The organism is Streptococcus sanguinis, from assembly GCA_013378335.1.
Classification (GTDB): Bacteria; Bacillota; Bacilli; order Lactobacillales; family Streptococcaceae; genus Streptococcus; species Streptococcus sanguinis_I.
Genome location: CP040556.1, coordinates 1,825,979 through 1,849,249 on the forward strand (window position 1 = coordinate 1,825,979; position 23,271 = coordinate 1,849,249).

Annotated in this window: 24 protein-coding genes and 3 pseudogenes; 2 read left to right on the forward strand and 25 right to left on the reverse strand. The window is 41.2% G+C overall.

Features of this window, described 5'->3' with window-relative positions:
- Window positions 1-157: 157 nt before the first annotated feature.
- The 5 genes and pseudogenes from FFV08_09385 to FFV08_09405 form a co-directional block, all read right to left on the reverse strand.
- A complete protein-coding gene (locus FFV08_09385; GenBank protein ID QLB52788.1) occupies window positions 158-715 on the reverse strand; it encodes a cysteine hydrolase in 558 nt (185 codons plus the stop codon).
- Complete coding sequence (gene codY, locus FFV08_09390; GenBank protein ID QLB52789.1) at window positions 715-1,503, reverse strand: GTP-sensing pleiotropic transcriptional regulator CodY; 789 nt, start codon at window positions 1,501-1,503, stop codon at window positions 715-717. Before codY ends, FFV08_09385 begins: the two co-directional genes overlap by 1 nt.
- Window positions 1,504-1,704: 201 nt before the next feature.
- Complete coding sequence (locus tag FFV08_09395; GenBank protein QLB52790.1) at window positions 1,705-4,308, reverse strand: SEC10/PgrA surface exclusion domain-containing protein; 2,604 nt, start codon at window positions 4,306-4,308, stop codon at window positions 1,705-1,707.
- A 321-nt stretch (window positions 4,309-4,629) separates the two neighbouring features.
- Entirely contained in the window at window positions 4,630-5,844 is a 1,215-nt protein-coding gene (locus tag FFV08_09400; protein ID QLB52791.1) for a pyridoxal phosphate-dependent aminotransferase, read from the reverse strand.
- A gap of 20 nt (window positions 5,845-5,864) precedes the next feature.
- Window positions 5,865-6,133 (reverse strand): annotated as a pseudogene (locus FFV08_09405) (hypothetical protein).
- Window positions 6,134-6,184: 51 nt separating this feature from the next.
- Here FFV08_09405 and FFV08_09410 point away from each other — a divergent pair.
- Entirely contained in the window at window positions 6,185-6,637 is a 453-nt protein-coding gene (locus FFV08_09410; protein QLB52792.1) for a universal stress protein, read from the forward strand.
- Window positions 6,638-6,767: 130 nt separating this feature from the next.
- On the opposite strand, the gene FFV08_09415 is transcribed toward FFV08_09410, so the two are convergent.
- The 17 genes and pseudogenes from FFV08_09415 to FFV08_09495 form a co-directional block, all read right to left on the reverse strand.
- Window positions 6,768-6,962 (reverse strand): hypothetical protein, encoded by a 195-nt coding sequence (locus FFV08_09415; protein ID QLB52793.1) that lies wholly within the window; start codon window positions 6,960-6,962, stop codon window positions 6,768-6,770.
- A gap of 69 nt (window positions 6,963-7,031) precedes the next feature.
- Window positions 7,032-7,415 carry a barstar family protein gene (locus FFV08_09420; GenBank protein ID QLB52794.1) on the reverse strand — a complete coding sequence of 128 codons (384 nt, stop codon included), beginning with the start codon at window positions 7,413-7,415 and terminating at the stop codon, window positions 7,032-7,034.
- 12 nt (window positions 7,416-7,427) lie between these two features.
- On the reverse strand, window positions 7,428-7,883 hold the full coding sequence (locus FFV08_09425) for a hypothetical protein (protein ID QLB52795.1): 456 nt from the start codon (window positions 7,881-7,883) through the stop codon (window positions 7,428-7,430).
- A gap of 392 nt (window positions 7,884-8,275) precedes the next feature.
- Window positions 8,276-8,995, reverse strand: a complete 720-nt coding sequence (locus tag FFV08_09430) for a hypothetical protein (GenBank protein ID QLB52796.1) — start codon at window positions 8,993-8,995, stop codon at window positions 8,276-8,278.
- On the reverse strand, window positions 8,995-9,324 hold the full coding sequence (locus tag FFV08_09435; GenBank protein QLB52797.1) for a hypothetical protein: 330 nt from the start codon (window positions 9,322-9,324) through the stop codon (window positions 8,995-8,997). The genes FFV08_09430 and FFV08_09435 overlap by 1 nt, the downstream gene beginning before the upstream one ends.
- An 87-nt stretch (window positions 9,325-9,411) precedes the next feature.
- Window positions 9,412-9,618: a hypothetical protein gene (locus FFV08_09440; protein QLB52798.1), complete on the reverse strand. Its 207-nt coding sequence runs from the start codon at window positions 9,616-9,618 to the stop codon at window positions 9,412-9,414.
- Window positions 9,619-9,942, reverse strand: coding sequence for a hypothetical protein (locus FFV08_09445; GenBank protein QLB52799.1), 324 nt, complete (start codon window positions 9,940-9,942; stop codon window positions 9,619-9,621).
- A gap of 11 nt (window positions 9,943-9,953) precedes the next feature.
- Window positions 9,954-10,403, reverse strand: a pseudogene (locus FFV08_09450) (hypothetical protein).
- Between the two features lie 587 nt (window positions 10,404-10,990).
- Window positions 10,991-11,536, reverse strand: coding sequence for an RNA 2'-phosphotransferase (locus tag FFV08_09455; protein ID QLB52800.1), 546 nt, complete (start codon window positions 11,534-11,536; stop codon window positions 10,991-10,993).
- On the reverse strand, window positions 11,529-11,900 hold the full coding sequence (locus FFV08_09460; GenBank protein QLB52801.1) for a hypothetical protein: 372 nt from the start codon (window positions 11,898-11,900) through the stop codon (window positions 11,529-11,531). The genes FFV08_09455 and FFV08_09460 overlap by 8 nt, the downstream gene beginning before the upstream one ends.
- A 1-nt stretch (window position 11,901) precedes the next feature.
- Window positions 11,902-12,585: a hypothetical protein gene (locus FFV08_09465; protein ID QLB52802.1), complete on the reverse strand. Its 684-nt coding sequence runs from the start codon at window positions 12,583-12,585 to the stop codon at window positions 11,902-11,904.
- A gap of 181 nt (window positions 12,586-12,766) precedes the next feature.
- A complete protein-coding gene (locus FFV08_09470; GenBank protein QLB52803.1) occupies window positions 12,767-13,207 on the reverse strand; it encodes a DUF4304 domain-containing protein in 441 nt (146 codons plus the stop codon).
- Between the two features lie 6 nt (window positions 13,208-13,213).
- Complete coding sequence (locus FFV08_09475) at window positions 13,214-13,636, reverse strand: DUF4304 domain-containing protein (GenBank protein ID QLB52804.1); 423 nt, start codon at window positions 13,634-13,636, stop codon at window positions 13,214-13,216.
- 14 nt (window positions 13,637-13,650) lie between these two features.
- Window positions 13,651-15,483, reverse strand: coding sequence for a hypothetical protein (locus tag FFV08_09480; protein ID QLB52805.1), 1,833 nt, complete (start codon window positions 15,481-15,483; stop codon window positions 13,651-13,653).
- Between the two features lie 2 nt (window positions 15,484-15,485).
- Complete coding sequence (locus tag FFV08_09485) at window positions 15,486-15,833, reverse strand: hypothetical protein (GenBank protein QLB52806.1); 348 nt, start codon at window positions 15,831-15,833, stop codon at window positions 15,486-15,488.
- A 3-nt stretch (window positions 15,834-15,836) separates the two neighbouring features.
- Window positions 15,837-16,187 (reverse strand): TIGR04197 family type VII secretion effector, encoded by a 351-nt coding sequence (locus FFV08_09490; GenBank protein QLB52807.1) that lies wholly within the window; start codon window positions 16,185-16,187, stop codon window positions 15,837-15,839.
- Between the two features lie 89 nt (window positions 16,188-16,276).
- On the reverse strand, window positions 16,277-17,674 hold the full coding sequence (locus tag FFV08_09495) for a Cof-type HAD-IIB family hydrolase (protein ID QLB53296.1): 1,398 nt from the start codon (window positions 17,672-17,674) through the stop codon (window positions 16,277-16,279).
- Window positions 17,675-17,854: 180 nt separating this feature from the next.
- On the opposite strand from FFV08_09495, the gene FFV08_09500 reads away from it, so the two are divergent.
- Window positions 17,855-18,817: an asparaginase gene (locus tag FFV08_09500; protein ID QLB52808.1), complete on the forward strand. Its 963-nt coding sequence runs from the start codon at window positions 17,855-17,857 to the stop codon at window positions 18,815-18,817.
- A gap of 870 nt (window positions 18,818-19,687) precedes the next feature.
- Here FFV08_09500 and recG read toward each other — a convergent pair.
- The 3 genes and pseudogenes from recG to FFV08_09515 all read right to left on the reverse strand — a co-directional run bounded on the left by recG (window position 19,688) and on the right by FFV08_09515 (window position 23,265).
- Window positions 19,688-21,702: pseudogene (gene recG, locus FFV08_09505) on the reverse strand (ATP-dependent DNA helicase RecG).
- A gap of 104 nt (window positions 21,703-21,806) precedes the next feature.
- On the reverse strand, window positions 21,807-22,916 hold the full coding sequence (locus FFV08_09510; protein ID QLB52809.1) for an alanine racemase: 1,110 nt from the start codon (window positions 22,914-22,916) through the stop codon (window positions 21,807-21,809).
- Window positions 22,903-23,265, reverse strand: a complete 363-nt coding sequence (locus tag FFV08_09515) for a holo-ACP synthase (GenBank protein QLB52810.1) — start codon at window positions 23,263-23,265, stop codon at window positions 22,903-22,905. Before FFV08_09515 ends, FFV08_09510 begins: the two co-directional genes overlap by 14 nt.
- Window positions 23,266-23,271 lie beyond the last annotated feature (6 nt).

Below are 23,271 nucleotides of genomic sequence, written 5' to 3' on the forward strand. Positions count from 1 at the left end.
AAAGGCAGCCTCTGAGCTCGTAACGTGAGCGACGTTTGTGCTTGATCACACAAAAGATTACGAAACATGTTCTTCGGTTTTTGCTTTCTTGGTGCTGGTCTCAGCTATCAGCACTCTCTGTACAAGTCAGCAAGCCTACTCTGTTTCTCATTTACTCTTAAATTGTATCTATTATAGTCGAACCCAGAACATTTTGCAAGTGGTTTAAGGCAAATTTGTGATTTTCCTCTGACAGAGAAGCCACTGCGGGCTCTACCACCTGAATCTGATAACCAAGATTATAGGCATCAATCGCTGTATGCAAGACGCAAATATCCGTCAAGACTCCTGTCAAAATGACCGTATCTACCTTTCTTTCCCGCAGACGGATATCTAAATCCGTGCCGGAAAAAGCAGAATAATGACGCTTATCCATCCAAAATACCCGCGAGTCTGCTTGATGATTCTCATAAAAATCAGCCAAAGGGCCATAAAGATTGCGACCGCTAGTCCCTTTGATATTATGAGGCGGAAACAGCTTGCTTTCAGGGTGAAAGGCATCATTCTCATCATGGGCATCAATAGCAAAGAAGATATAATCTCCTCGGTCAAAAGCTGCCTCCGTCACTTGAGCAATGGCTTCAGAAATTGCCTGAGCTGGCGCTCCTGCTGTCAACTTGCCCTCATCTGCGACAAAATCAACTGTATAATCAATGGAAATCAGTGCTTTTGGCATTAGTAGTCCCTCTTTTTAATTTCATCAAAGACATCCGGAATCAGCACTTTCAGATAAGTTCCTTTCATCCCCAGCGAACGGCTTTCAATAATCCCAGCACTTTCCAGCTTACGCAAGGCATTGACAATCACTGAACGGGTAATCCCAATGCGATCAGCGATGACAGACGCTGTCAGCTGGCCTTCATTGCCATTGAGCTCGCCCAAAATAGCTGAAACAGCCCTCAGTTCTGAGTAAGACAGGGTATTGACTGCCATGGTCACTGCTGTCCGGCGGCGGATATTTTTCTCATCCTCTTCCCTCTGGAAGTTAAGCAGCTGGATACCAACCACTGTGCTGGCAATCTCAATCAAAATCAGATCATCGTCCGCAAATTCCTTGTCATTCCGCCAGATAATCAGTGAGCCCAGACGAATCCCTGACACATGAATGGGTGCAATGGTAGTCAGCCCGTCCGGAAACTCATCCTTGGTCTCCACTGGGAAAATCGTCAAATCATGTGCAACTGGGAGATTAGCCTCTGTTTCATAGACCAGATTGGCTTCGTGAACGTATTCCTCTGGGAAATTCTTATCCTGGAAAAAAGCTTCCACACGGTCATTATTGGTCTTATAGCGCATGAAATAGCCTAGAAGACGGCCCTTGCTGTTGATAATGCAGGCATTGCAGTGGATAATATCAGCCAACTGACGCGTAATAGCATTGTAGGGCAGTTCTTCCTGCATCTGCTCCTCCGAGCGCTTCAAAATAGACGTAATTTTTCGTGTTTTTTCTAGTAAATTGGCCATGTTTTTACCTCATATTTATTAGCTTAATTGTAACATAAAAGCAGTGAAATTTCAATAATTATCTGAAAATTTTTTATTGAAAAACAATTACATACAATTCGATAAAATAAAGAATTTTTCAAGTATATGACTTGATATATCAAGCCATATTAAACAAAAAACAGTCAAATTTTTGACTGTTTTTGATTGATTTTGTTCTTTCTAATCAAGAGAACGTTTCTTGTAGAATAATTTCATAGCCATGAGCAGAAGCATTTGGCCTGCCAGAAGAAGCCAAGAAGAGTTTTCTCCTGTCTTAGGTAAGACATGACCTGAAGCAGCCGCCTGTTTATGGTTTACAGGGCTAGCACTTCCAACAGTTCCAGTCGTTCCAGCAGTTCCAGTCGTTCCAAGAGCTGTATGCTGGGAAGCTACGGCTTGTCCAGTATGCGATGAGCGAGCGAAGCGCTCCTCTGTATGAGCCAAAACAGATTGGTAATAGCGAATATCTTCTTCCTTATTTTGTTCTGCATAAGTTTGAGCTAGCAAGTCGTATGTCGCCTTAGCTTGTGCTTGAACTGCAGTTAAAACTGCTACTTTTGCTTCTTGATCTGTTTGAGCTGTAAGAGCCGCTTGGTAAGCAGACTGTGCTGCGGCTAGCTTGCTTTTAGCTTGTTCCAAGTTTTCTTCTGCATTTTCAAGATTTGACAATGACTCTTTAGCTGTTTGCAAGGCTGCTTCAGCATCTGTAAGAGCTTTTTCAAGGCTAGTCTTTCTTTCTTTTGCTGCATTCAAAGTTGCTTCTAGCTGAGCCAACTTATCTGATTCAGTTTTTAGAGCTTGCTGTGCTGCGGCAACTGTTGCTTGAACAGCAGTCAGAGCTTCTTGGGCCTGAGTTAATTTTTCCGCTTTAGTCTTGTCATCCAAGTTTGAGTTTTGCAGAGCCGCTTGTGCTGCTGCCAAAGCTGCTTGATCAGCTGCCAACTTCTCTTGAGCTGCTGCAAGAGCTGCTTGAGCCTGAGCAGTTGCTGACTCACCTGCTTGAGCTTGCGCCTGAGCCAGTTGCTGGTTGGTCTGCTCTAAAGCTGCAGCTCTCCGATTATAAGTAGACTGGGCAACTCCCTTAGATGCCAGAGCCAGTTGATTGGCCTTGAAAGCAGCATCATAGGCAGTTTGAGCCTTAGCTACTTCCTGCGGATCTACTTTTGCTGTTGGAGCTTTTCCTGTAATCGGGCTGGCATTGAAGTTCTTTTTGCTAGCATACTTGACTTGATCTTCTGACACCATGGTGAAATGAGCCATAGTGATGTCGCCTTCCATTGAGAAATCAACTCCCAGATAGTTTTTCTGGCGACCAGTATTGAGACCAGAGATTGATGTAGCATGCAGCCATTCATAGCCATTGAACATGAATTCAACAACGGAATCATAGATTCGTCTCTTCATTTCAGCTACACTCATTTGACTAGCATTTTCTCGCCAGATATAAGCGTTTTCATAGTACTGGAGACCTTTACTCTCCTGCTCAGCACTTGTGGTCATCAAACCATATTCACGCGCTACGCGGTTAATTCCTCTAGCATCGTGATGGTATTCCTCCATCAAATCCCAGTTCCAGTTGTCTTTGCGGTATTCTGTTGCCACTTTATCAGCGAAATCAATTGAAGATGGTGTCACAACTACTTCGCCTGTTCCCATCTGAGCACGCAGCTGGTTGATGAGTTCTGAAGCAAACTGTGAAAGTTCCTGACGAACATTCTTTGGAATATTGTTGGTATCAATCAAAGCTTTGCTATCTGTAGGATCAGCTACATAACGGTTGAGAGCCTTAGCACTGGCATTAAGTGCAGCCAGTCTCTTTTGAATCTCATTAGTTTTTTGCTCTGATAAATTCGGTGCAATTAGCTCTCTCAAGGCTGCAATGTATTCCGGAGTCATTGACACACGGTTTTTATTGCTAGAAGCTTCAGTAGTAATCGTTCCAGCTTGAGCCTTTTTTAAAGCCTGTTGAGCTTGATTCAAGTCTGACTGGGTCTTCTCAGCTGCAGCAGTTTTATCCTGCAAGTTCTTCTGAGAAGCATCACGAGCCGTCTTAGCCTGAGTCTGGTTGGTCTGAGCTTTTGTAACTTCAGCCTGCTTCTGACTGTCAGTCTGACGAGCTGTAGCTACTTTTGCTTGAGCTGTTTCAACAGCAGACTGGTCAGCCGCCACCTTATCTTGGGCTGCTTTCACATTCTTTTCTGCCTTAGCTGTAGCTTCACCGCTTAGGTTAGCCTGAGCTTCCTTCACGTCATTTTGAGCTTTAGCAAGGCGTCCTTCTTGAGTTTTCGCTTGCTCTTGAGCTTCTTTAGTCTTGGCTGCCTGAGCATCGCGCTCAGCTTCAGCCGTCTTGGTTGCTTGGTCAGCTTTAGCCAATTCTGACTTGTTGCTGTCCACTTGAGCTTTTTGATTGCTCTCTTCTTGCTTAGCTGTTTCAATAGCTTCCGGACCAGCTTTATCAGCTGCCTCCTGTGCCCGGTTCGCTTCAGCTTGTGCTTGCTCGACCTGACTTTGAGCTGCTGCAGTATTTGCCTGAGCTTGAGCCAAATCAGCTTTCCCTTGTGCAACATTGCTGTCGGCTTCTTGTACAAGAGCCTGAGCAGCGTCTACCTGTTCTTTCGAAACAGATTCATCCTTCTGTGTGTTTTCTGCCTGTGGTTGGCTTTGACTAACGGGCGCATCAGAATAAGACTGATTATCAACTAATTGATCAGCCTGAACTCCTTCTGCGAGCACCAAAGACAATGCCGCTGCACTGACAGAAAAAGCACTAAGTGTCTTTTTCATTGTCAATATAATCTCCTCCACTTTTTCATCATTGTTAAAAACATTGACAAACACATTCTACCATGTTTGTCTTCTGGAAGGAAGACGCTAACACATTTTTTTAAGCATTTTTGGACAGATACATAAAAAATGTTGGACAAAATCCTAAAAAATGTCGGTAAATCCGCCTATAATTTTTACCAATCGACCTGAAATTCGATTTCCAGAGCATCTTAATTTTTTTATTTTTGCAATTCAAAGACAGCTATTAAACTAAAAAATATGTAAGAGGCATAAGAAAAAGACCGGAATATTTTCCAGCCTTTTTGCAACATCCGCTTATTAACGGCGATATTGGCGCAAGAAGCGCGTCATTTTTTCTTGGATTTGAGCTAGTTCATCTACTCGAGGCAGATAAACGATTCGGAAATGATTTGGTTCCTGCCAGTTAAAGCCTCGTCCATGGACGAGAAGGACTTTCTCCTGCTTGAGGAAATTGAGCACAAACTGCTCATCATCGTCGATGCGATACATGTTCCGGTCAATTTTCGGGAAAATATAGAGACCTGCTTTAGGTTTTACAGCTGATAGCCCCGGGATATCCTGAATAGCCTGATAGATGAAATTACGCTGCTCATAGATACGGCCACCTGGCAAGAGCAGTTCATCCACAGATTGATGACCGCCAAGTGACGTTTGAACGACCTGTTGAGCCAAGACATTGGAGCACAGGCGCATGTTGGAGAGCATGTTCAACCCTTCAATATAGCCCTTAACATGATGCTTAGGCCCAGATAGCACCATCCAGCCAACCCGGAAGCCTGCAATACGGTGCGACTTAGAAAGACCATTCATGCTGACACAGAAAAGGTCGGGTGCTAGACTAGCTACAGAGGTGTGGAGATTGCCGTCCATCACCAGGCGGTCATAGATTTCATCCGCAAAGATAATGAGATTGTTCTGGCGAGCAATTTCCACAATTTCCAGCAGCAGTTCCTTAGGATAAAGTGCTCCCGTTGGATTGTTAGGGTTGATGATAATGATAGCCTTGGTATTAGATGTGATTTTTGACTTGATATCGTCAATATCTGGATACCATTCTGCCTGCTCATCACAGACATAGTGAACAGCATTCCCACCAGCCAGACTGACTGCAGCCGTCCAGAGTGGGTAGTCTGGCATTGGCACCAGCACCTCATCTCCGTCATCCAGCAATCCCTGCATGGACATGACAATCAGCTCGCTGACGCCATTTCCCAGATAAATGTCATCAATATCTACATTAGGGAAATTCTTAAGCTGGCAGTACTGCATGATAGCCTTGCGGGCTGAAAAAATTCCCTTGGAGTCAGAGTAACCTTCACTGTCACGCGCATTCATAATCAAATCATGAATGACCTCATCCGGAGCGGTAAAACCAAATTCTGCCGGATTCCCTGTATTGAGGCGGAGAATCTTTTCGCCATTGGCCCGCATGCGCATAGCTTCATCCAAAACCGGACCGCGAATATCATAGGCAACATGTTCCAGCTTGCTGGACTTGTCAAATTCTTTCATTCTTATTTTTCCTCTATTCATCAGAATGTTATCATTATACCACCAGAAAAAGCGATTGACAACAAAAAATAAACTCGCTTTCCATGTAATTAAAAAGAGAATTATAGGATACAAAGCGCCATTCTTCTAATTCCTCAAAGTAACGGATTCTTTCTCAGCTTGCAATTTTCTGACAGCATTTCCATTTTATCTTTACTTTTTTTCTGAAAAGGGTTACAATAGAAACAAGAAAATAGTTGCAAATCACTCGGACGTTATGGACTGATTGATTTTTGGTCAGCCCAATCATTCTGTGAATGATGCGACGTCCTTTGCCGACCATTTTAGAGGAGGTAGCTCTATGACTCAGAAATATGAAAACATTATGGTTGCTGTGGATGGTTCTCATGAATCCGAACTAGCCTTTGAAAAGGGCGTTAACGTGGCGCTCCGAAACGGCTCTCGTCTCACCATCACCCACGTCATTGATACCCGGGCTTTGCAAAGTGTCTCAACCTTTGATGCAGATGTCTATGAGGACTTGCAGGAAGATGCCAAAAAACTGACAGCAGAGCTAAAAGAAAAGGCTCAAAAATCCGGTATCAAGTATGTTGACATTGTCATTGAGATGGGCAATCCCAAGACTCTCTTGGCTACAGATATCCCAGAAGAGCACAAGGTAGATCTGATCATGGTCGGTGCTACCGGCCTCAATGCCTTTGAACGGCTGCTAGTCGGTTCTTCATCTGAATATATCCTGCGCCACGCCAAGGTTGACTTGCTGGTGGTCAGAGACCCAGAAAAGACTTTATAAAAACTAGAGCAGTTCAGTGACTGCTCTAGTTTTTTGTTTATGCGAGATATCTTTTCACTCTATAAAATCCTTAACTTCTGATAGTAGATTTTCGCCCAATTTAGCTTTTTCTTCAAATTCACTCAAATTTTTAAAATATTGGCTTTCCTCCGGCTTTCCGTGCCGTTGCTGGCTCAAATGTAATCGGATTGATCCCTTCTTCAAGAATGTAATGATTGAACTTAACCATGTAATTAGGATTACGCCAGCTAAGCAATTTCTGACTGTCCATCAGAAAGTAACGGTCAATTACATAGCTGCGATTAGCCCTCTCCGTCTCTGACATGAATATACCGCTATATGAATCATCAAATTTGTTACCTTAAGGCAACTCCATAAAAATGTTTCCCATTTTTTAATTTTCCACTATGTAAACTTGAAAACTCTTGACCTTACCGCCAACAACATGTTTTTCAACATCACTTTCCCACCAAGGAAGAACATCTTCTTCCAAAATTTCTAAAAATAAGTCTTTAGAAGATAAGTCATCGTTTAAGAAACCATCATAATTTTCAAAAATAAAAGTGTATTCTTCAGCTTTTAACCATGATAAGTCTGTCAGCCAATCTGTAATAGATGACCAATTATTCGCATCAGGAAGGCCGGCAGTTTTTTCAAGAAAACGGAATAGCTCTTCTTTGTTTTGGATCTGCTTCCCATCAAAAATTGCTACAAAGCCGCTGAAAGGCAATAGGTCTTTCAATTCAAGCTTTGTAATGTAATGAATTTTGTTTTTCACGATTTCAAACCTCTATTCTATTTTTTTAAATGTTTTATAATGGTCTTCCGTGTAATAGACACTGCCATCACTTCCCCTTACAAACCTCTCACCATCTCTTCCTTGGGATGGGAGTTTATTATTGACATCAAATTCTTTATAAGTGATTGGAGTGTTGTGCTGATCAGTAGCCGGCAAAACATTATCAGCATTTCTGAATTTTTTCCCTGCTGCTGTTCCTTCTGTCTGACCTTTAAAATTACCTTCCCAACCCACCTTTGTATACTCATTGTAAGAATTTTGTGCATTATCAGGTAAACTAGAGTAATTTAATTTAGGAATTCCAGTATTCACTTCAGCAGCTGGCACCACCGGCTGATTCCTCACCGCATCCTTAATCTGATAATACTCATTAATCTGGGCATCAGCCCTTTGTGTTTGTATATCCTTATTATAAGCCCGAGTACTCCAAGCTGCTGTTCCTACCATTAGGAAGTCATAACCCGCTTTTATACTCGGTGCATACTTGGTATAGTTTGTGGCATAATTCAGGAGTTCCTCATCAGCCTCTTTGCCTGTGACTAGATCAAGGCCCGTTTCAGCGATATAGTAAAAACGTTTTTTTAGTTGAGGTCTTGTTTGTCAGGCAATATAATATATTATATTAAAATAATAGAGAGCAGCCAACTCTAACTTTTGGATACACTACTACTTCTTCTACTAGGTTTTCTCAACCTTTACTGACTGGATTAATTCTTCAAAATCTGCTTGAATCTTTTTTCTCTGCTCTGTGGAAGTATGAATGCGGTCCAATTGATATTGAATTTCCAAATAAGAGTCACCATCTTTGAAAATATAAGAATAAATTTCATATTGAGTACTTAAAGCATATACCCTAGCATAAAGTTGCTCATCATCCACAAATGTATATTCATAAGCTTCAAGCGGCCCCAAAACTGGATAAATTTGGATTCTATATCTTTGGACTCAAAAGAATCATAGCCATTATCTATCATGAAAGCAAGTATGTTTTTAGAATTCTCACTGTCCGCGTACATTTGATAAGCATCTGTATGTCCATCTCCAAAATCTTCATAACCGTCAGGTAATTCTTGGTAGGAAATTAGATTATCCTCCAACGATTTAAAATTAAGTTTCTCGCTTCTGTCAACATCATAATCTGTCAGAAGTTGCTGAATATGGGGAATATTAGCTTCTAAATCAGAAATAGAAAACTCAAAATCATACCCTTTATCCAATCCGTAGCCACCATCAGCAATACGCTTCAGTTTCTGAACCAAACATACACCATCTTTTTCTCTAATTCTGATACAAGAAAACTGCTTATTAAAAGTTTTATATGATTTAATTCCATCTACTTCCCAAAAACGATATTCCTGATGTCTTTCAATATATGGAAATTTCTCAGCTAATTTAAAACCTTCCAAAATGAGCTTTTTATAGTCTAGTTTAGTTACTTTTCCTCGAACAATTCTAACTGGATCTAACTGGGTTGGTAAGTTATTAACTTTGTTAATGGTTCGAACGCTGGCAATTAGACCAAATTCTTGTTTAAAATATAAGGTTACTACTTTTTGCATTATTTTCCTCCAACATAAATATTTACTGTAACACCATTCTCTTTCCCGTATGCTATAGCTTCATTTAATCCATCTATCTGACTTTGACTTAATTTTGTATTCGGAACGACTATATCCAAATTTCTTTTTGTAATTGTTTCGCCCTCCAATTCTATCCCTTTCCAATTAACTAATTCAAAATCTTTTAATTTGTTTATGTCTTGTTTGACAACGCTCTTAAGTTTGGATCCGTTTTGATAAGTCTTAGCATTTAAATCTCGGCTTTTAACGCTAGTAGCTGTTTCTGTAACGGGGTCATAGCGATCTATTACCGGATAATTTTTGCCCACATTATTTCCTCCATTCAAATTTTCATCAATGTAAAATCCACGTTCCGAATTTCCTTTTTGCCAAGTTCCATCTTGTAAATCAATAGTCTAAATTTCTGTATTTAATTTACTAAATGATGCATTTTGATTCACAGATGGATTTGCATTGACCCTGTTCACCGCATCCTTAATCTGATAATACTCATTAATCTGGGCATCAGCCCTTTGTGTTTGTATATCCTTATTATAAGCCCGAGTACTCCAAGCTGCTGTCCCTACTATTAGGAAGTCATAACCCGCTTTTATACAATTCACTTAGCAAGACTTTAAAAATTGCGAGAAAGGCTCAGGAATTAAAATAGCGTCTGAAAACAAAACTGGAACATATTTTTCTGGATTTCTAAAAATCACTTCCTGATAAGTATTATCTTTTTTCCATTCAATACGGTCGTATTCAATGTCCTCATCGCTAGAATTAATAATAATAAGTATATTCTCTCTCAATCCAATTGAGATAATATTATCCAATAAAGCAATATTATAATTTTTTTGTAGGCAAAAGTATGAAAATATTCTACTCACTATTGCATCTTCTTCTAAAAATGATTGTAGTAATTCAATTAAATCTATTTTATCCATCTTAATTTCCTTTATTTTTGTAATGGAATTCTAACAATTTCCCCATTATAGGTAGTCTTCAAATATGGCTTTCCATGTATATAATCTGTCGCATTCTCATATCCATAATTTAATTGCCATGAATTTCCTTTACCATCATAATATCTCACTCCATCGCCCCTTTTCAAAGGCGCTTTCCTATAACCTTGAAGTTCATTGTCTAAAAAAGCCTCAACACTTTTAATATTCGCGTTATCAAAGCTATCTATATCATTCAAATTAAAGTTCAAATTATTGGAAACTTCTACGCCTCCAGTGTTTATAGCAGGAGCATCAGTATTCCCTCCTGTATTAATCTCCGACACCATCGACTGACTTCCCACGATTGTCTTAGTTTCAACTTTCGGCAATTCTAGTGTCCAATTCTTTGATGGGAGTTGAGGACCGACAATCGGCCGACTCCCCACACTCGAATTCCTCACCGCATCCTTAATATGATAATGCTCATTTATCTGGGCATCAGCCCTTTGTGTTTGTATATCCTTATTATAAGCCCGAGTACTCCAAGCTGCTGTCCCTACCACGAGGAAATTAGGACTGTGTTGCTTAACAAATCTATGATACGAAAAGGGCAAGGAAACCATCCTACCCTAAATTCTTTATACTTGATTAATCTTCTAAGACCACGGGAAAAATATCTTTCCCTCTGTTCATTTTATCTTCCATTTATTTTCATAAGCAAAACCTTGTGATTTCAAAGTTTCGCCAACAATTTTTTTGAATTCTGTATTATTCATTAAAAATTAGAACCCCAGATATTCTTTCACATGTTTTTGCAAAGAAACTTAAAATGAGGGTGTAACTCAAAATAGTTTGCTAATCCATCGCCAAAAGATTGGTGCAGCTTAAGATTTAGGAATTCCTTAAAAGTTTAATTGAATAATTACAGAACCTGAACAGACACAAGCTGTGTAATTATATTATTAATAAATCCCTCTCATTATTAAGTATGGCTAGATGCACATACATTTTCCCTTTTTATTGAAATAGTATGTCCTAATCTCAATATTTATTCTAAAACAGATATAAATTTACTAGCAATAGGTTCTGAAAGCCAAATATCTTCGTTTCCAAGATAAAATTTTATTCCTGAATCCCAGGCCTTATGTGCATCAATTTTTAAAATAATTGCCTTTTTATCTCGTCTTAAGGCAACCTTTTTAGCTGTTTCAGGAGTTGTAGATAGATGTACATACTGTCGTTCCTTTGTAATCAGTCCTTTTTCGAGAATAGAATCTACAAATTTTTCAACAGTTCCATGATATAAAACATTAGGTGGCTGGCAAGGATTTTTTTGTACCTTTTCTTTTAGTGAATGACCATAAAAGGCTCGAATCTTGTCAGACTGAATTTCATGTCTTTTTTTATCAGAAGAAGCAATCATTTTCTCTAAGTCTTTCTTAGAAAGACCATTCCATTCAGATCTAGCATTTAATTTTTGTAATAAATCATTAATGTCTGCCCACCCCTCTTTATCCAACGTTAAATTGTATTTTTGAGGATTATGTCTTAAAATATATGAAATTTCTCTGCTCAGTTTTTGATAATCAAACAAGTCTCTCTACCTCAAATTTTTTAGCAAATATTTGGAAAAATCCATATCCATCCAAATAAAGAGCATAGTGCTTAGGGGACCAAAATGAGTATTCATGATTATTAATTGTTTCTAACTCAATCAATCTTTCAGAACTTTGCACCTCTACGAGTGTATCATAAGAACCATTAATAATTCCAAAAACAGGGGAAGTTTTAGTAAACTCAATTACCGAATAGAATTTAAATTTAACTTCGCTTAAATTCTCATCGTCATCATAACCTGATATTGTAATAGAAACTTGCATACCTTTGATTTCAATAATTGGATCATTTACTAAATTTGAAGAAAACATTGGTAAGATATATTTTTCTGTGATATTCATTTTAATCTCCTTTTCGTGTGCTAGGTCTAACTTCTGATATACCTTCAGAAGTTAGTTTATTACGCTTTAATTGCCCATCAAGTAAAGATTCATATAAAGAATTTCCTGTTCTATTAATTGTAAACCATTCACTCCTTGGGATACCTGCTTGGGTTAGTGCTTGAGAAGTTCTGGTATTCAATATCAAGGTATGTCCATCCCTTTCGATATATTCAACCGGTAACTCGCTTATTGATATTTTTTTAGTATTTATAGAATCAACTAAATCATCAATTGTGTTAATTGGTTCCCCAGCCAACTCAGAATATTTTTCTCTGCCCATTTCACTAAATGAATTGCTATATGTCTTTTGGGCATAATTAGCGTTATCTGGCATCCCGATTTTTATAGGGATATCTTTTACAACATTATTCCTCACCGCATCCTTAATCTGATAATACTTATTAATCTGGGTGTCAGCCCTTTGTGTTTGTAAATCCTTATTATAAGCCCGAGTACTCCAAGCTGCTGCCCCTACCATTAGGAAGTCATAACCCGCTTTTATACTCGGTGCATACTTGGTATAGTTTGTGGCATAATTCAGGAGTTCCTCATCAGCCTTTTTGCCTGTGACTGGATCAAGGCCCGTTTCAGCGATATAGTCAAAACGTTTTTGCTCGAAGTTAGGATCGTGTTTGCTTAACAAATTTATGATGCGAAAAGGGCAAGGAAATCACTCTTACCCCAATTTCTTTATACTAGTTCAATCTTCTAAGATTACGGGAAAAATATCTTCCCCTCTGTCCATTTTTTCTTCCATTTATTTTCATAAGCAAAATCTTGTGATTTCAAAGTTTCTCCAACAATCTTGTTGAATTCTGCTTTGTTCATTTGTAGGTGGAATCTAAATATTCCTTTACTGTCAAAGGAAGTCTTCGTTTTAAGTGAGGATACATTTCCAAATAGTCATCAATCCCTCTCTCAAAGGCTAGTTTAATAAACTTCTCTGTATTCTCTAAAATACTCTCTGAAAGACTTTCCTTCGTCAAATCAGATAATTTGTAATCTCCAATCATTTTGTCGTTATCATTGTAAACAAAGCGACCTCTAAAATCTCCAAAACCGTGACTTAACCTCTCTAATTTTTCATGAAGCTTTTTTATAAAAAAGCCGTAATTGATATAGAAAGAGTTCTCAAAGTTAGATTTTTGAAAGCCAATAAATACCTTTAAATCAGCATTCTCAAATGTATAATATTTATTTTCATAAGCAAAACCTTGTGATTTCAAAGTTTCGCCAACAATTTTTTTGAATTCTGTATTATTCATTAAAAATTAGAAGCCCAGATATTCTTTCACACGTTTTTTACAAAGAAACTTGAAGTGAGGGTACAACTCAAAATAGTTTGCTAGTCCATCATCAAAGGCAGGCTGAATCAACATTTTGATATTACTATTAATAGAAGCCACTAAACTTTCTGAGGTTATCTTCTCTAGATTATAGCTATCTAGGTCCTGATAAACAAATCTACCACCAAAGTCTTCCAAACCCTGTTTATATAGAGGTAATTTCCCATCATAAATACCTTTGATCAAAAAGCCGTAATTGATATAGAAAGAGTTCTCAAAGTTAGATTTTTGAAAGCCAATAAATACCTTTAAATCAGTATTTTCAAATGTATAATATTTATTTTCATAAGCAAAACCTTGTGATTTCAAAGTTTCACCAACAATCTTTTTAAATTCTGTTTTGTTCATAATTTACCTCTTTATTAGTAAGTATCTAAGACACCCTTCCAATTTCCTCCGAATTCAGCATTTATTTCCTCAATATATCCTTGAAGTTGCTTCACGCCTAATTTAATCTGTTTAGGATTATTTGGCTTCAATTCATAAACAGTCTGGTTTTCAAAATCAATAAAGTCAACTCTCCTCCCACTTGGTAGTACAAATTCTTTCCTCCGAGTACTTCCATTTATTTCTGAAGCTTTATACTCTTTATGAACTTCTCTACCAAGTTTTAAACTTGATTTAGTATAACCTCTTTCATTAACAGGAATTTCCATACTTGGTTTGAAAGTTGGTTTCGGGATGTCAGTGTTTCCTTCAGTCAATATTGGCATTTTAGGTCTCCAGCCCTCAGAAACTATATTGGGACCATAAACAGGGGTAATTTCTGGCAATTCCGGAGTCCAATTCTTTGATGGAAGTTGAGGGCCAACCACCGACTGACTCCCCGCGTTCTGAGTCCTCACCGCATCCTTAATCTGATAATACTCATTAATCTGGGCATCAGCCCTTTGTGTTTGTATATCCTTATTATAAGCCCGAGTACTCCAAGCTGCTGTCCCTACCATGAGGAAGTCATAACCCGCTTTTATACTCGGTGCATACTTGGCATAGTTTGTGGCATAATTCAGGAGTTCCTTATCAGCCTCTTTACCTGTGGCTGGATCAAGTCCCGTTTCAGCGATATACTCAAAACGTTTTTGCTCAAAGTTGGGATCATGTTTACTGATAGGATTTTGGCTATCCAATTCTTGATAGCGAGCAGCCAGATATATATCATTCGCCTCATCTGTTTCGGATGAATAATAGTTATGATCTAGAATCGGAGCTATAGGACTAAATTTTAATCCAGGATAATATTCTTCCAGCTCCTTCTGGTTCATTCGGTCAATCTTTGCTTTGAAAAAGGGATCCACTTTCTGCAAAGTATACTTACTAACATTGTTTTTCCGAGGTAAGTCTTTTACTTCTTCGTACCTCTTAACAACAGCTTTTTCAAGTCTAAGCCTATATTGAGTCTTATTTGGCTTATAGAGTGGACTGTTTAAATCGCCACTCTCTTTTGCTGAAATAATTTCAGAATAATTATGAAGCAAATCATCATAATCCATCTCTGCGATTCTATCAAACTCTGTCTTCTTGGCATTTTGCCTCTTCACTTCCTCAATCATCTCCTGCCGCTTAGTCCATCCAGAATTGATGGTAGCTTTCCAGCTGAGATCAGCATCTCGGCGAGGAGGGAGATAAGTCTGAGTCGACGCATCCCAGCTCTGACCTGCCTGAGATAGCCCCGTAGATGCGGCTGCCAAGTAAGACTCAGCCTCCGCGAAGATAGTTGGTGAACTATCATTGAAGGCAAGCAAATTATCCAAAATTTCTTGGAAGACTTGCTTAGCACTTTCTGCTACAGCGATGGAAGCGCTGAAGTCCACAATAGACATACCCTTATTATTTGAATAGAGTTGAGATTTGCGTTCCAACTCTGCCAGTTGCTGTTCCGCAAAACGAATTTTCTCTTCCAGTTCTGATTGGCGCCAGCTCTTACCATCTACTTCTGCTGTGTAGTTACTAACAAAATTTTGACAAGCTAAGGCTATCGCTTCCTGATAGAGAATGACTCCCTGAACAATCGGGATAACAGTTCCAACAACATGATTTTTGGCAGAATCATAGGCTTTACCTGTTAGTTCATCCTCATTATGAAAAGCTGATAAAACGCTTATTAATTTGAGATTCTGCCCCAAACATTGTTCAACCGCTCGCCCAAGGCTTTCTGCCTGCGTTCGAGCAGCTTCTAAATACATATCAATACTCATCTTTACTCCTCGACAGCTAAGACACGCTTCTCTTGGTATACTTCCTCTAGCTGATTTTCTGCATTTTGATGTTCTTTCCGCAGTTTTTGTATCTGATCCTCTATATCAATCTTTAGTTGTCTGCTTTGATGAGAAAAATCTAGCTGACAATCGGCTATCTTACTGTAATATCGGCTTCCTTCGAAATCATAAGACAGATCATGAAACCACGTCCCCATAGAATCCAACTGACATAATACATCTTCTTCTTGAGCTTTTGCCTGCCCCAACTTTTGATAGAGTTCCCATTCATGATCAGCAAGTCTCCGCTCCTTGGCCAACAAGTCAGCCCATCGCTTATCTTCCTGCATTGATTATTCCTCCAAAGCAGTCAAGGTATTCAGACCTAAATCTTTTTTAGTGACTGTCGGTTCCTTTTTAGGCGGTAAATAGTTAGTAGTCAGACTTTGACGAATCATAGCATCCTTATCCTCAAACTCTGCTGCTACACTATGAACATTCTGAATAATACTTGTAATGTGTGCCCCGAGCTGCCCTTGTAAGCTTTCAACATGTGAAATCCCTGCATTTGCATTAGAATTTCCAGCAACAGTTGTCTGCGAATCTCGAGTAATAGCCATCATCTGCAGGAAATTTGCATCCCCGATTGCTGTTGCATGACGGGCTGCTGTTGATAGGTCGCTCTTAACTTGGTATTGATCCATCCGTCCTCTCCTCTACATTTTTTTCTTATTGTACCATAAAATAAAAAAAGAGCAAAAAATTTCCAAGAAATAGTCTGCTCTTGAAGTATTTATTCTTTGTTTTCTTCTTTCTGCTCGATGCTACGCTGGTAAGCTTGAATCTGTCGTTCCAGTTCTTCTTTGATAGCTCCTTCGGGAGCGTATTTTTCTTCCCAGTCATCTGGTTTGAGGATTTTATGGGTGACGGGGTCGAAGTGAGCCTTCCCGTCTGGGAAAATTTTGCCCATATTAGCCCGATGGACAATATCGAACAGCTGCTCTGGATCCACTCCCATCAGGACAAAACTGCCATAAGTAAAGTAAAGAGTATCAATCAAGGCATCTACCTGACCGACCAGAGAAACCTCAGCCTGACTCTTGGAGCGAACCTTATCGGCAGCCTGATCCAGCGCCTGATGGAGATAGGCTATAGAGCTGTCAAAGTCTTCCTCTGACTTACTAGCCGCTCGCAGAAACTCGACCAGCTCTTCCAGTTTGAAGCCTGCCCGATAGCGAGCGTCCTGAGGCGTCCAGGCAATAGGCTCTTCCTGAGTACTTTCATCCATGACACTATGGAACTCTTTAACCTTATTAAAGTGATGGTCGCTGCTGGTAAAGACCTTTTCCCTCGCTAGGATACCAAAATGCTCCAGAGCCTTGTGAATCCCATCCTGACTATTGCTGGTGGTTGTGTGCTTGGCCACTTCCTTGACCGAGCTAGTTCCATTTCCCATAGCAATGGACAGTCCAACTCCCGATAGCATTTCCAAGTCATTGTCAGAGTCGCCGAAGGCCATGACCTGATGAATGTCAAAGCCATATTCCTTGCCAACTCGGCGAATCCCTTCTAGCTTAGACGTGTCTTTATTGATAATATCGACCGCATAGGGGCTGCTGCGGGTAAATTTCAAGTCAGGAAAGTCTGCTTCAATCTTACGGCTTTCTTCTGGACTGGCCAAAATCAAAGCTTGATAAATCGGCTCCTGAATCAGCTGCAGGAGATCCTTTTCATGCTGGGGCAGGGCCTTGCTGATGACCTTATTAAATCCATGACTGACTGTTCGCGCCATTCGCTTAGGGATGAAGCGGCTAGTCCACTGGGAGAACGGGCTCATGCCGAAGGACATAATCTTGGAGCCCAGCATAGCCTCAGCCGTCCCCAAGGAAATTTCTTTCCGATGCTTCTTAGCATAGGCGATTAAATCCCGCAAACTCTGCTTGTCAATAGGACTGGCAGAAATTACCCTGTCTCTTGAAAAAATATACTGGCCATTGTAGGTCACAGCAAAGTCTAAGTCCAATTGCTCCATAAAAGGTTTGACAAAGAAAGGACCACGGCCTGTTGCCAAACCAACCAATATTCCTTGCTCCTTTAAACTCTGAATAGCCTTTTCTGTAGATTTCAAAACCGTTCGACTGTCATTGACCAGTGTCCCATCAATATCAAAAAAGACGGCCTTTACTTCCATTGATTTTCTCATTCTTTCCTTTTATGATACAATAAATTATAACACAAAAATGACATACAATCACATGAATTGCAGAAAAGAAAAGCTGGAGTAATATCTATGCAACAGGATTGAAAACTCTATGAAAACAGAATGTAAGTTTTTGAATCTGCATCATGACTACAAGGAGAAAAAGGATTTATGACAAAGAAAATCTTGGTCCTGCACACAGGAGGAACCATTTCCATGCAGGCTGACGGCTCTGGGGCTGTCGTTACCAATGCTGATAACCCTATGAACCATGTGACAGTTCCGCTAAAGGGGATTGAGACGGAAGTCATTGACTTTTTTAATATTCCCAGTCCTCATATCACGCCCCAGCACATGCTCAAACTTTACCAAAAAATCAAAGCCAGTGCTGACCAATTTGACGGAGTAGTTATTACTCATGGGACGGACACTTTAGAAGAGACGGCTTACTTTCTGGATACTATGCAGCTGCCGAAGATTCCAGTAGTTCTGACCGGAGCTATGCGCAGTTCCAATGAGCTGGGGAGCGACGGAGTCTATAACTACCTGACAGCCCTGCGGGTGGCTAGTGATGAAAAAGCCAGTGATAAAGGCGTGCTTGTCGTTATGAATGACGAGGCACATGCTGCCAAGTATGTAACCAAAACCCACACGACCAATGTCAGCACCTTCCAGACACCGACTCACGGACCACTTGGCTTGATTATGAAGCAGGAAATTCTCTATTTTAAGACAGCGGAACCTCGGGTCCGCTTTGACTTAAACAGCATCTCTGGTCTGGTGCCCATCATTCCAGCTTATGCTGGTATGAAGACAGAGCTTCTGGACATGCTGGATTTAGACAAGATAGACGGCCTCATCATAGAGGCATTCGGTGCTGGCAACCTCCCCAAGGAAGTAGCTGACAAGCTGGCTGATATGATAGCAGCCGGACTGCCAATCGCTCTGGTCTCTCGCTGCTTTAACGGGATCGCTGAGCCAGTCTATGCTTATGAAGGAGGCGGCGTTCAGCTGCACCAGGCTGGTATCTTCTTTGTCAAAGAGCTCAATGCCCAAAAGGCCAGAATCAAACTGCTCATCGCCCTGAATGCTGGACTAAAAGGCCAAGAACTCCGAGATTATATGGAAGGCTGAGAGAAAAAGTCCCTATTTATTTTCTTTAAATCAAAAAGAGAGTGGGACAGAAATCGGTAATTCGTTAGAATTCGATTTCGTCGTCCCACCTCCGCACAGTTGAGTAGGGCTGTAAAAGCTGATGAAATCAGCGTAATAGAGCCCACTCAACCACTGCGTCTTGCTCGACAATCCAAAGACAATTGAGAGGCTAGGACTTTTGTCCCAGCCTCTTTTTTGACTCTTTCATATTCTAACACTGGAAAAACTTCATTGAATCGCTGGACTTAGAAGATAACCTCAAACAGAGATTCTAGAATTTCAAAAATATAATCATTTACCATAAGTCACCTCCATTTTCTGAGCTGGCTTAAATGTCTTGGGATAGTGGACTTTGATTGCAACTTTCATAGCTTTTACCTCGCTTATCATTCATTCTTTAAGAGCAAAAACGAAACTCTTGGGGCGTTTGACCTCAAGTTTGGCAGTTAATCTTTTTGTTCTTACTTGGATATAAGGATACAGCCCTAAACTTAAGAATCTCTTATAGATTTCTTAGGGAAAGCTTATAGTCAAAGAAGTCCGACAGCAATCCTTATCTACTATTTGAAATGAACAAGTATTTTCAATTAAATACAAAAAAACTTCACCGATCGAGTGAAGCTTGTGATTTGTTAGGAAATTTATGATGAAAAAATTCTAAATTATTCTTATTCTTTGAGTGGCTCATACCTCGTAGGTCTTCTAGTCTTCAAGCTTTGGTTACGGGATTTTAAGGGATGTTTATATTGTCATTGGTCCTACCTCTTTCTTTGATTTGACAATAGTATAATCCCTCAACCTTAAAGCCTACTTATAAATAACTTGCAGGAAACTTAATCCAAAGAACTCTTAATCTAGGTAATCTCGCTTGTCCAAATGAAGAGCAATCAAGCGCCAACTAGGATCTGTCCGCCAGTTCGGATCAGCTGTAATCTGGCTGGCAACCTTTCTGGCTTCTTCTAAAATCGGATAATCTTCTACGATGTCTGCCACTTGAAACTCAGGAATACCAGACTGCCGAGTGCCAAAGATTTCTCCAGAGCCTCGCATTTTCAGATCCTCCTCAGCCAGCAGGAAACCATCGGTCGTCTCAGTCATGATTTTCATGCGGCGCTTGCCCGACTCCGTCTTAGGATTGGCAACAAGGACGGCATAAGACTGCTTGTTCCCTCGGCCGACACGACCTCTCAGCTGATGAAGCTGGCTGAGTCCAAAGCGGTCCGCATCCATGATGATCATCACCGTAGCATTGGGGACGTTGACTCCGACCTCAATGACCGTGGTAGAGACCAGAATATCAGTCCGTCCTTCCTTGAAGTCCTGCATAATCGCCTCTTTTTCCTCGCTCTTCATCTTGCCATGAAGCAGAACCACTTGGGCCTGACGACCAAAATAGGCTGTCAGTTCTTCTTCTAAGGCAATGGCATTCTTAAGATCCAACGCCTCAGATTCCTCAATCAAGGGAGAAATAAAGTAGACCTGAGCGCCCTTGTGGAGCTCTTTTTTCAGCCAGTCGAGGACGACTTCCAACTGCTCATGCTTGACCCAGCGAGTGATGATAGGTTTGCGTCCCGCCGGCATCTGGTCAATAATGGACACATCCATATCACCAAAAGCTGTAATAGCAAGGGTTCTGGGAATAGGCGTCGCCGTCATCATGAGAACATCAGGATTGTCTCCCTTTTCCCGTAAAATCCGGCGTTGCTCCACCCCAAAGCGATGCTGCTCGTCAATGATGACCAAGCCCAATGCATGGTAACGGACTCCTTCCTGAATCAAGGCATGGGTTCCGACAATCATGTCCACCTGACCCTTTTCAATCACTGCCAAGGTTTCCCGGCGTTCAGCTGCTTTCATTCCCCAGTAAGTAGGGCTAGCTTCAATTCTGGAAATAGCTGAGCTAGGCTGTCAAAATGCTGCTCAGCCAAAATTTCTGTTGGAACCATCAGAGCTGATTGAAAGCCTGCTGTATAAACAGCATACATAGCCAGACCAGCGACCACTGTCTTTCCGCTTCCCACATCGCCCTGCAGCAGGCGATTCATGTGCCCAGGCGACCGCAAATCCTGCAAAATCTCTGTCAGACTGCGCTCCTGAGCCGAAGTCAGCTCAAAAGGTAAGCTCTTCTTTTTCACGGCCACAGCACCCGACTGCCAATCAATCTTCAATCCATTGCTGACAGCCTTGGTTTCTCTCTTCAAGACCTGCAGCTGCATCTGGAAATAAAAAAGTTCTTCAAATTTAACCCGCCGAAGAGCCTGCTTGTAATCCGCAAAGTCCTTTGGAAAATGCATGGCCCGCACAGCCTCCACTCTGCTCACTAGCTGGTAGCGTTCCAACAGAGACTGGGGTAGATTTTCCTCTAAGAGCAAGTCCAATCCTTGGTCAAAGGCAGTCTTAATCAGCTTGACCAAACTGGCCTGACTAATTCCCTGAGCCAGCCGATAGACAGGCTGCAAGTCGTCCTCTACCTGAGCCAGCAGTTTCATTCCAGTCAGACTGGCCTTGGCTTTGTCCCACTTTCCAAAGACGGCTATATTAGCCCCCACTTCAATCTTGTCCGCTAGATAAGGCCGGTTAAAGAAATTAACTGCCAGAGCGACTTCCCCTTGCTTGATGGTGAAGCGCAGGCGATTGCGTTTGTAGCCATAATACTGGACATTGGCTGGGGTCACGACCTGACCAGAAATAACTGCCTTTTCTCCATCCTCCAAGTCCAAGACATTCTTGCTCTTAAAATCCTCATAACGAAAAGGAAAATAAAGCAGTAAATCCTGCAAGGTCTCTAGACCTAGCTTGGTAAATTTTTCTGCTGATTTCGGTCCCACACCAGGCAGAACCGTCAAAGGTTGGTGTAAATTCATAATTCCTCCTTCAGTTCTGATACTGCTGCGGTGCTAATATAGCAGATAGGGGGCCAAGCTAGAACATTATCAAATACTTCAAGCTGTGCCCTGCATTAGTCTTCTTAGTCTTTATAGACCCTCGGTACACGGTCGCTAATCAAACAAACCACCTCATAGTTAATGGTGCCACGCTTTTCTGCCACATCTGTCGCCGTAATGGTCTCTGCTCCGCTATTTCCAATCAACACAACCGGCGTGCCAAGGGGATAAGCCTGAGGCAGGCGCACTGTAATCTGGTCCATGGAAACGCGGCCAACAAGCGGGCAACGCTGACCATCAATCAAGACATCAAAGCCCTGCATATCCCGTGTCCAGCCATCCGCATAGCCCAAAGGAATGGTACCAATCCACTCTTGAGACTCGCTGGTGTAGGTGGCTCCATAGCCAATATCTGCTCCAGCCTCAACTTCCTTGATATGTACCAATTCTGAGACCAGAGATAAGGCCGGCTTGAATTCATAAGGAAGTTCTAAAACAGTTCCGCTAGGGTTGAGACCATAGATGATGTCACCTAGCCGGACGGCATTTAGAACGGTCTCGCTGTGCCAGAGAGAGGTGGCGGAATTACTAGCGTGAACGAGAGGAGGCACACTGTCCAGCTCAGATAAGATCTGATGAAAACGAGTCAGCTGGGCTTCAAACTTATGGGGCTCCGCTTCATCTGCTGTTGCAAAGTGGGTAAAAATTCCCTCCGCGACAGCCCCAGCAGCCTGCAAGCGATGGATTGCCTCCTGAGATTCCTGACTATCTCGAAAACCAATCCGCCCCATACCAGAGTCAATCTTGATATGAAAATTCAATCCTGTTAAGTCTTTTTCCGCAGCTAAAGCTAAATCCAACCACTCCAGACTGGCTACGGTCAGAGACACCTTTCCCTTTCTAGCCAGCGGAAGCGCAGCCGGATCTGATACTCCTAACACCAGAATTTTTTTGCTAATGCCAGCTGAGCGAAGCTCCAAGGCTTCATCAATATTAGACACACAAAATCCATCTACGAGTGGCTCAATGTGCTTAGAAACCTCAATAGATCCGTGACCATAAGCATTGGCCTTGACGACAGCCCACTTCTCTGTCGTCTGAGGCAGATGGGCACTCAGTTGTCTAATATTAAAAGCAATGGCAGCTAAATCAATCACTGCCTTGCTGGGTCTATGCAGACTAGCTTTCATCATTTTCCTCCAAAATTACGCTGGCTGTAACTAAGCCAGCAGCGTGGCTGAGCGAAATCCAAACCTTCCCAGTAAAAGGTGACCGGCTGAAATAAGGCGCTCCCTGGCGATCATTTAAAATCTCCAAGTCCTGAAACCTGAGTTTACCGATACCGGTTCCCCAAGCTTTAGAAAAAGCCTCCTTGGCAGCCCAACGGCCAGCCAGAAATTCGATTTTCCGCTTGCCGGATAACTCCTCAAAACGAGAAAGCTCCGCCTCGGTCAGCACCTTCTTTGCAAAGTGGGCATTTTTCAGATAGGCTCGCTCAATGGCAGTCAACTCTTCTATGTCAATTCCGTGTCCTTTTATCATATCATT